This is a genomic window from Pseudomonas psychrophila HA-4 (assembly GCF_000282975.1).
In the GTDB taxonomy this organism is placed as follows: Bacteria; Pseudomonadota; Gammaproteobacteria; order Pseudomonadales; family Pseudomonadaceae; genus Aquipseudomonas; species Aquipseudomonas psychrophila_A.
On the sequence record NZ_ALJC01000145.1, the window covers coordinates 23,585 to 30,895 of the forward strand.

Genomic DNA, 7,311 nt, shown 5'->3' on the forward strand with positions numbered 1-7,311 from the left:
CAAATCGGCAACCCCTAGACTCCCGAGCAATGTTAGCCATCCCAGGGGAATGCCCGCATGCTCGACGCCATTCGTTGGGACTCAGATTTAATTCGCCGTTACGACCTCGCCGGGCCGCGCTATACCTCGTATCCGACGGCGCTGCAGTTCCATGACCAGATCAGTCCATTCGACTTTCTGCACGCCCTGCGCGACAGCCGCAAAGCCATGCGCCCGCTGTCGCTGTACGTACACGTGCCGTTTTGCGCCAACATTTGCTACTACTGTGCCTGCAACAAAGTTGTTACCAAGGACCGTGGCCGCGCCCAGCCTTACTTGAAGCGGCTGGAGCAGGAAATCCGCCTGATCGCCTGCCATCTGGACCCCAAGCAAAAAGTGGAACAACTGCACTTTGGTGGTGGCACGCCGACATTTTTAAGCCACGATGAGCTGCGCCAGCTAATGGGCCATCTGCGCGAGCATTTCAACCTGCTCGACGATGACTCTGGCGACTACGGCATTGAAATAGACCCCCGTGAAGCCGACTGGTCGACCATGGGGCTGCTCCGTGAACTGGGGTTCAATCGCGTGAGCATTGGCCTGCAAGACCTAGACCCCGAGGTGCAACGGGCCGTCAATCGCCTGCAAAGCTTGGAAGAGACACGTGCCGTAATCGATGCTGCGCGCACCTTGCAATTCCGCTCGATCAACATCGACTTGATTTACGGCCTGCCCAAACAGACCCCGGAGGCTTTCGCACGGACCATTGAAGAAGTGATCAGCCTGCAACCCGATCGCTTGTCGGTGTTCAATTACGCGCACCTGCCAGAGCGTTTCATGCCGCAGCGTCGCATCAGTACCAGCGACCTGCCCTCGCCTGCCGAAAAGCTGAGCATGCTTGAGCGCACGATCAAGCAACTGACTGCCGCCGGATATCGCTATATCGGCATGGACCATTTCGCTCTGCCAGACGATGAACTGGCGATTGCCCAAGAAGAGTCGACCCTGCAACGCAATTTTCAGGGCTACACCACCCACGGTCACTGCGACCTGATTGGGCTGGGCGTATCGGCCATCAGCCAAATCGGCGACCTGTACTGCCAGAACAACAGCGACATTACGCACTACCAACACACGCTAAGCAGCGAACAACTCGCGACCAGCCGTGGCTTGTTGTGCAATCAGGATGATCGAATCCGCCGTGAAGTGATTCAGCAAATCATCTGTAATCTGCACTTGCCGTTTGCACGCATTGAACAGGCTTTCAACATCGATTTCAGGGGGTATTTCTCACACCAGTGGCCGGTACTTGAAACGATGGCGGCGGATGGCTTGATTGCATTGGACAACGAACAACTGACGGTACTGCCCGCAGGGCGGTTATTGGTGCGCTCAATCTGCATGGTGTTCGACGCATATCTTGCACAGCAAAGCCGTCAGCGTTACTCGCGGGTTATCTAGCGCCAACTTGCGCCGAAAGTCCTATAGACATTGAGCCAAAGCCTGTTTTGAGGCCTTGAAAGACACCTAAATGGATCGATCAGTGCTTGAATTAAACGCACCCTATTGGCGCGCTGGCCTCGACCCACTCACTGGGGTACCCTTGCGTCTTATGTGTGTTTTCCCACAAGGATTGAAGAAATGTCCGAGCCAGTAAAAGTGCGCGCTCATACCCAGGCTCACTGCAAGGATTGCAGCCTTGCTCCTCTTTGCTTGCCTCTTTCATTAAATTTGGAAGACATGGATGCATTAGAGGAAATCGTCAAGCGCGGTCGCCCTCTGAAGAAAGGCGAGTTTCTGTTTCGCCAGGGCGACGCGTTTGGCTCGGTCTATGCCGTGCGCTCTGGCGCGCTTAAAACATTTAGTTTGAGCGACAGCGGCGAAGAACAAATAACCGGCTTCCACCTGCCCAGCGAGTTGGTTGGCCTGTCGGGCATGGACACAGAAACCTACCCGGTGTCGGCTCAAGCGCTCGAAACTACGCCTGTTTGCGAAATTCCTTTCGAGCGCTTGGACGAACTCTCGGTTCAACTGCCTCAATTGCGTCGCCAACTGATGCGCATCATGAGCCGAGAAATTCGTGACGATCAGCAAATGATGCTGCTGCTCTCAAAAAAGACGGCTGATGAGCGGATCGCGACCTTCTTGGTGAACCTGTCTGCACGTTTCCGTGCTCGTGGCTTCTCGGCCAACCAGTTCCGTCTGAGCATGTCCCGCAACGAGATCGGGAATTATCTGGGCCTGGCAGTTGAAACGGTTTCTCGCGTATTCACTCGCCTGCAAGAAAACCAACTGATCACTGCTGAAGGCAAAGAAGTGCACATTCTTGACCCCATCAAGCTGTGCGCGCTGGCCGGTGGCTCGGTTGAGGCCTGACACGACTGTTTGAAGGCTATACTGGCGGCCTTAACGCCGCCAGGACATGCAGACGATGCTCAACGACTTCAACCTCAAACCCCTGATCCGTCCAGTGCTTGATTTCCCCAAGCCAGGCGTGATCTTTCGTGACATCACCCCGCTGTACCAGTCGCCTCGCGCCATGCGGGTGATCGCCGATACCTTTATCGAACGCTACGTCGAAGTTGAGTTCAGCCACATCGGTGCGATGGACGCCCGTGGCTTTTTGATCGGCTCGGTGCTGGCCCATCAGCTCAACAAACCGTTGATCCTGTTTCGCAAGCAAGGCAAGTTACCCGCTGACGTATTGGCCGAAGGCTATCAGACGGAATATGGCGAAGCGTTTCTGGAAGTTCACGCCGACAGCTTGTGTGAGGGCGACTCTTTGCTTATTGTCGACGACTTGATCGCCACGGGCGGGACGTTGATCGCCGCAGTGAATCTGGTGCGCCGCATGGGCGCACAGGTGCTGGAAGCGGCGGCGATTATTGACCTGCCAGAACTGGGCGGCTCAAAGCGCCTGCAGGACCTGGGCGTGCCGACTTTTTGCCTGACCGAGTTCTCGTTGACCGAGTAATGAAGTGCGCCGCAAGCCGATTTCGTAGCAGTTGCCGAGCCTGCGAGGCTACGTCCGATTGCGAAGCGATCGTAAACGCTAAACCGCTGCACCTGACTTTACGGCTGCTACGCAGCCGGACGTAGCCTCGCACCACTCGTCAACTGCTACGGGTCAGGTGCATGCAGTTGATCGGCAGCGATTGATTACAACGCGATGGGTTTTCGCCCGGCAAACGAATGCGCCAGGGTGCCGCCATCGACCATTTCCAACTCGCCACCCAACGGCACGCCGTGGGCGATGCGCGAGGCGATCAAGCCTTTGCTGCTCAGCAATTGGGCAATGTAATGCGCTGTAGCCTCGCCTTCGACCGTGGGGTTGGTCGCCAGAATCACTTCTTTAAACGTGCCTTGCTCAGCAATGCGCGTCATCAATTGCGGGATACCAATCGCCTCTGGCCCCAAGCCATCCAACGGCGACAAGTGCCCCTTAAGGACAAAGTAACGACCGCGATAGCCGGTCTGCTCAACGGCATAGACGTCCATTGGCCCCTCAACCACGCACAGTAAGGTGTCATCGCGGCGCATGTCAGCGCACTGCGGGCACAAATCATCTTCAGTCAGGGTTCTGCACAGGCGGCAATGGCCGACCCCGTCCATCGCTTGACTCAAGGCCAGCGCTAAGCGCGAACCGCCACTGCGATCACGCTCAAGCAATTGCAGAGCCATGCGCTGCGCAGTCTTTTGACCCACGCCCGGCAAAGTGCGCAAGGCGTCGATCAGTTGGCGAATAAGGGGGCTGAAGCTCATAGAGAAAGGTCCGACAAAACAACAAGAGGCGGTTTATACCCGTGGGCCGGGTCAGCGTCAAATGCCCATCAAACAGGCAAAAAAATACCGGGCACAAGGCCCGGTATTTTTGAGCGCCTTAGAATGGCAGCTTCATGCCGGGTGGCAGTTGCATACCAGCGGTCACGCCAGACATTTTGTCCTGGCTGTTGGCTTCGATCTTGCGCACGGCGTCGTTGACGGCAGCGGCGAACAGATCTTCCAGCACTTCGCGGTCATCTTCGCTCACGCCTTCGAGCAGGGTTGGGTCAATACTTACGCGCTTGACGTCATGACGGCCGGTCATGACCACAGTCACCATGTCGCCACCTGCCTTACCGGTGACTTCAGCATTGGCCAGTTCTTCCTGCATCTTGGCCATTTTTTCCTGCATCTGCTGCGCCTGTTTCATCAGACCGGCCATGCCACCTTTCATCATGGGAATCACCTCAAACGTTATTTGGACAATGCACCCGCAATCACAATGACCTCGGGCTGTAAGTACTTACCCTGCCGTTACGAAGCCTGAGCCTCTACAACGTCGACAGGTTGAATCGTATCGTCACGGACTGACGCGCCGAACTGTTGAATCATTTGTTGGACCAGCGGATCTGCGTAAATCGACTCTTCGGCTAGACGCTGACGGTCGGCACGCAAACGCGAGGCCGCTTGGGCCGGCGTTTCCTGTTCGGGCTTAACCAGTTCTATGGTCACTTTGAGTGTGCGCTGATGAAACTGGTTCAACGCATCGTTGAGTCGACGTTGCTGGGTCGCGTTAAACAGCGCGCTGTGAGCCGGGTCTAGATGCAACAACCAGTCATCGCCCTCAACGGTGATCAAGGTGCAGTTGGCGCCAATGCTCGCCGTCATGCCCGATACCGGTAATTGGGGGAACATGTTCAGCCATTCAAGGGCAAGGCCCGTGGCAGGCATTGCTGCCGGCAAGGGTTCAGGCTCTGGCTCTGGTTCGACGGCATGCTCGCTGGCCAATTCGTCCAGGTAGCTGTACGCCGCCGAATCCATGTCGGGCTCGATGTAGTCTTCATCCAGAGGCGGCTCGTCGTCGCGGTCCATCCCCGACAATGCAGCATCTACCTGCTCGACGGTTGGCTCAGCGATAGGCGCCGCCACCCACTCCGGCGCGTCCGGCACAGCGCTGTCTGGCGTCGGTAACGGCATTGGCGGCAAGTCTGGCTGCTCGCTGACCGTATCGAGCACCGGCTCAGGCACGATGTCGTCTTCGATTGCAGGCGCAGGCGCTGGCCGGTCATTCCACGGTAAGTCTTTTTCAGCTACAGCGGGCGGCAGCGCGGCAGCGACAGGTTCTGGCGCAGGCGCAGGAGCGATCACCTCCACTACCGGCGCAGCAACAGCCACGGGAGCAGGCTCTACACGCGGCGCATCGACCGGCACAACAGCGGTCGCGCCAGCCACTGTTTGGGCGGAATCAACTGTGGCCTGGCTGATCCCCACCGGCTTTAGCGGCTGACTCGGCGCATCGCCGGTGTCCGCTGGGCGGAAGGCCAGCATCCGCAGCAAGACCATTTCAAAGCCGCCACGCGGGTCTGGCGCCAGCGGCAGATCGCGCCGACCGATCAGGCCCATCTGGTAATAAAACTGTACGTCTTCAGCGGGCAGCGCCTGAGCCAGGGCCAGCACGCGGTCGCGATCGCCATGCCCGTTGTCGACACCCTCAGGCAACGCTTGGGCAATCGCAACACGGTGAAACACGTTGAGGATCTCGGACAGCACGCCATTCCAGTCCGGGCCTTGCTCGGCCAAATGCCGCACCGCTTCAAGCAACGCCCGCGCATCGCCCTGAATCAAGGCGTGCAGCAGGTCAAACACTTGACCGTGGTCGAGAGTGCCTAGCATTGCCCGCACATCGGCGGCCAGTACCTTGCCTTCGCCGAACGCAATCGCCTGATCGGTCAAGCTCATGGCATCACGCATCGAGCCATCAGCGGCACGGCCCAGCAGCCATAGCGCATCGTCCTCGAACGGCACGTTTTCGACACTCAACACGTGGGTCAAGTGTTCGACAACGCGCTCGGGCGTCATGTTTTTTAGCGAGAATTGCAGGCAGCGCGACAAGATGGTCGCTGGCAGTTTTTGCGGGTCGGTGGTCGCCAAAATGAATTTGACGTAGGGCGGCGGCTCTTCGAGGGTTTTCAACAGTGCATTGAAGGAATGGCTGGAAAGCATGTGCACTTCGTCGATCAGATAGACCTTGAAGCGCCCACGGCTTGGCGCGTACTGCACGTTATCGAGCAGCTCACGCGTGTCCTCAACCTTGGTCCGGCTCGCGGCGTCGATCTCGATCAGGTCGACAAAACGCCCTTCATCGATTTCGCGACACACCGAACACGTCCCACAGGGGGTCGAGGTGATACCTGTTTCACAGTTCAGGCATTTGGCGATGATCCGCGCAATGGTGGTCTTGCCGACGCCACGGGTACCGGTAAACAGATAGGCGTGGTGCAGACGTTGACTGTCCAGGGCGTTGATCAGAGCCTTAAGCACATGGGTCTGGCCGACCATTTCGCGGAACGAGCGCGGACGCCATTTACGTGCAAGAACCTGATAACTCATTGATAACCGTCGCGTCAGAAAAGCGGAGGGGGCTAATGCTAGCGGAGCAGGGGCAAAATTGCATCCGATGCGCGCTTTTAACTGCTTAGGGCTTATCGCAGGACATGGCTGAAATCGCTAAAGCCCAGCGCTATGGCTGGGCTTTAGCGATTTGCACCTCTGCGGGAGCGGGCTTACTCGCCCCCACACTTACATGCGCTCTGAAAGCAACACGCGCAACAGACCACAGGCCATTTCGTTACGGGGTGACTATCTCTTTAATCGCCCCAGTAGGGACGCTAATCAACAGGTATTTGCCTTTAATCTTCACCCATTGCTCGTGCTCCCCTGGCGCTTGAAGTTTGTGACTTTTCCAATCTTTGATTTCTAGGCTCTCCCGCTGATACTCCTCAGGCGCTACGTCCCCCACTTTCAATTCCTGGGCACCAGCGCCTGGGCTAACTAGCGTGACACTAGGCTCATCGGCGGCATAAGAAAGGCTGCTCAGGGAGCAAAGCAAGCCAATGGACAAAGCGGCTAGTCGTTTATTGCACGTCATCATTTATTCCCTCGATACAGGTAGCGCAGAGGTTGTTGTGTCAATCCTCTGCGAGATAGGAATAGTGCTCAGACTGGGCTTTGAGAGTCCTTTAGCCCATTCATCGCGCAGAAATCGCTGACCCAATCAAGCGGGCTTTATGAAGCACTACAGTTATGCGCTCGATGGGGTGTTATGAGATTGACCAGCACGCGCGGGAAGCGTTCACTGAAAATGATGACGGGAACGTTGTGAGAGGGTTGATCCATATACGGATTCGCATGACGCACAAGTGCTACCGACGGGATACAAGCATAAATGTGGCTAAAGACGCACCACTGAGGGTGTCCTAGACGCTGTCACAATTTAAGATTTTTTTGCAGATAAGCCCTTGAAGACTCAAGGACTTAGAGAATGGAGGCAACCCCACCAGCCACACCCCG

At 56.9% G+C, this 7,311-nt stretch carries 7 protein-coding genes; 3 read left to right on the forward strand and 4 right to left on the reverse strand.

The genetic code is table 11. The annotated features are described in order from the left end of the window. The first annotated feature begins 57 nt into the window (after positions 1-57). From hemN to B347_RS0124465, 3 genes are all read left to right on the forward strand, one after another. Positions 58-1,440: an oxygen-independent coproporphyrinogen III oxidase gene (gene hemN / locus B347_RS0124455; protein WP_019412326.1), complete on the forward strand. Its 1,383-nt coding sequence runs from the start codon at positions 58-60 to the stop codon at positions 1,438-1,440. Positions 1,441-1,620: 180 nt separating this feature from the next. Then, positions 1,621-2,355, forward strand: a complete 735-nt coding sequence (gene fnr, locus B347_RS0124460) for a fumarate/nitrate reduction transcriptional regulator Fnr (RefSeq protein WP_026014406.1) — start codon at positions 1,621-1,623, stop codon at positions 2,353-2,355. Between the two features lie 55 nt (positions 2,356-2,410). Next, positions 2,411-2,953, forward strand: a complete 543-nt coding sequence (locus B347_RS0124465; RefSeq protein ID WP_019412328.1) for an adenine phosphoribosyltransferase — start codon at positions 2,411-2,413, stop codon at positions 2,951-2,953. Positions 2,954-3,138: 185 nt separating this feature from the next. Here B347_RS0124465 and recR read toward each other — a convergent pair whose 3' ends face one another. The 4 genes from recR to B347_RS27265 all read right to left on the reverse strand — a co-directional run bounded on the left by recR (position 3,139) and on the right by B347_RS27265 (position 6,892). Next, entirely contained in the window at positions 3,139-3,741 is a 603-nt protein-coding gene (gene recR / locus B347_RS0124470; protein ID WP_019412329.1) for a recombination mediator RecR, read from the reverse strand. Positions 3,742-3,859: 118 nt separating this feature from the next. Further along, positions 3,860-4,198: a YbaB/EbfC family nucleoid-associated protein gene (locus tag B347_RS0124475; RefSeq protein WP_016780291.1), complete on the reverse strand. Its 339-nt coding sequence runs from the start codon at positions 4,196-4,198 to the stop codon at positions 3,860-3,862. Positions 4,199-4,275: 77 nt separating this feature from the next. Next, positions 4,276-6,351, reverse strand: a complete 2,076-nt coding sequence (gene dnaX, locus B347_RS0124480; RefSeq protein ID WP_019412330.1) for a DNA polymerase III subunit gamma/tau — start codon at positions 6,349-6,351, stop codon at positions 4,276-4,278. Between the two features lie 238 nt (positions 6,352-6,589). After that, complete coding sequence (locus B347_RS27265) at positions 6,590-6,892, reverse strand: RcnB family protein (protein WP_019412331.1); 303 nt, start codon at positions 6,890-6,892, stop codon at positions 6,590-6,592. Positions 6,893-7,311 lie beyond the last annotated feature (419 nt).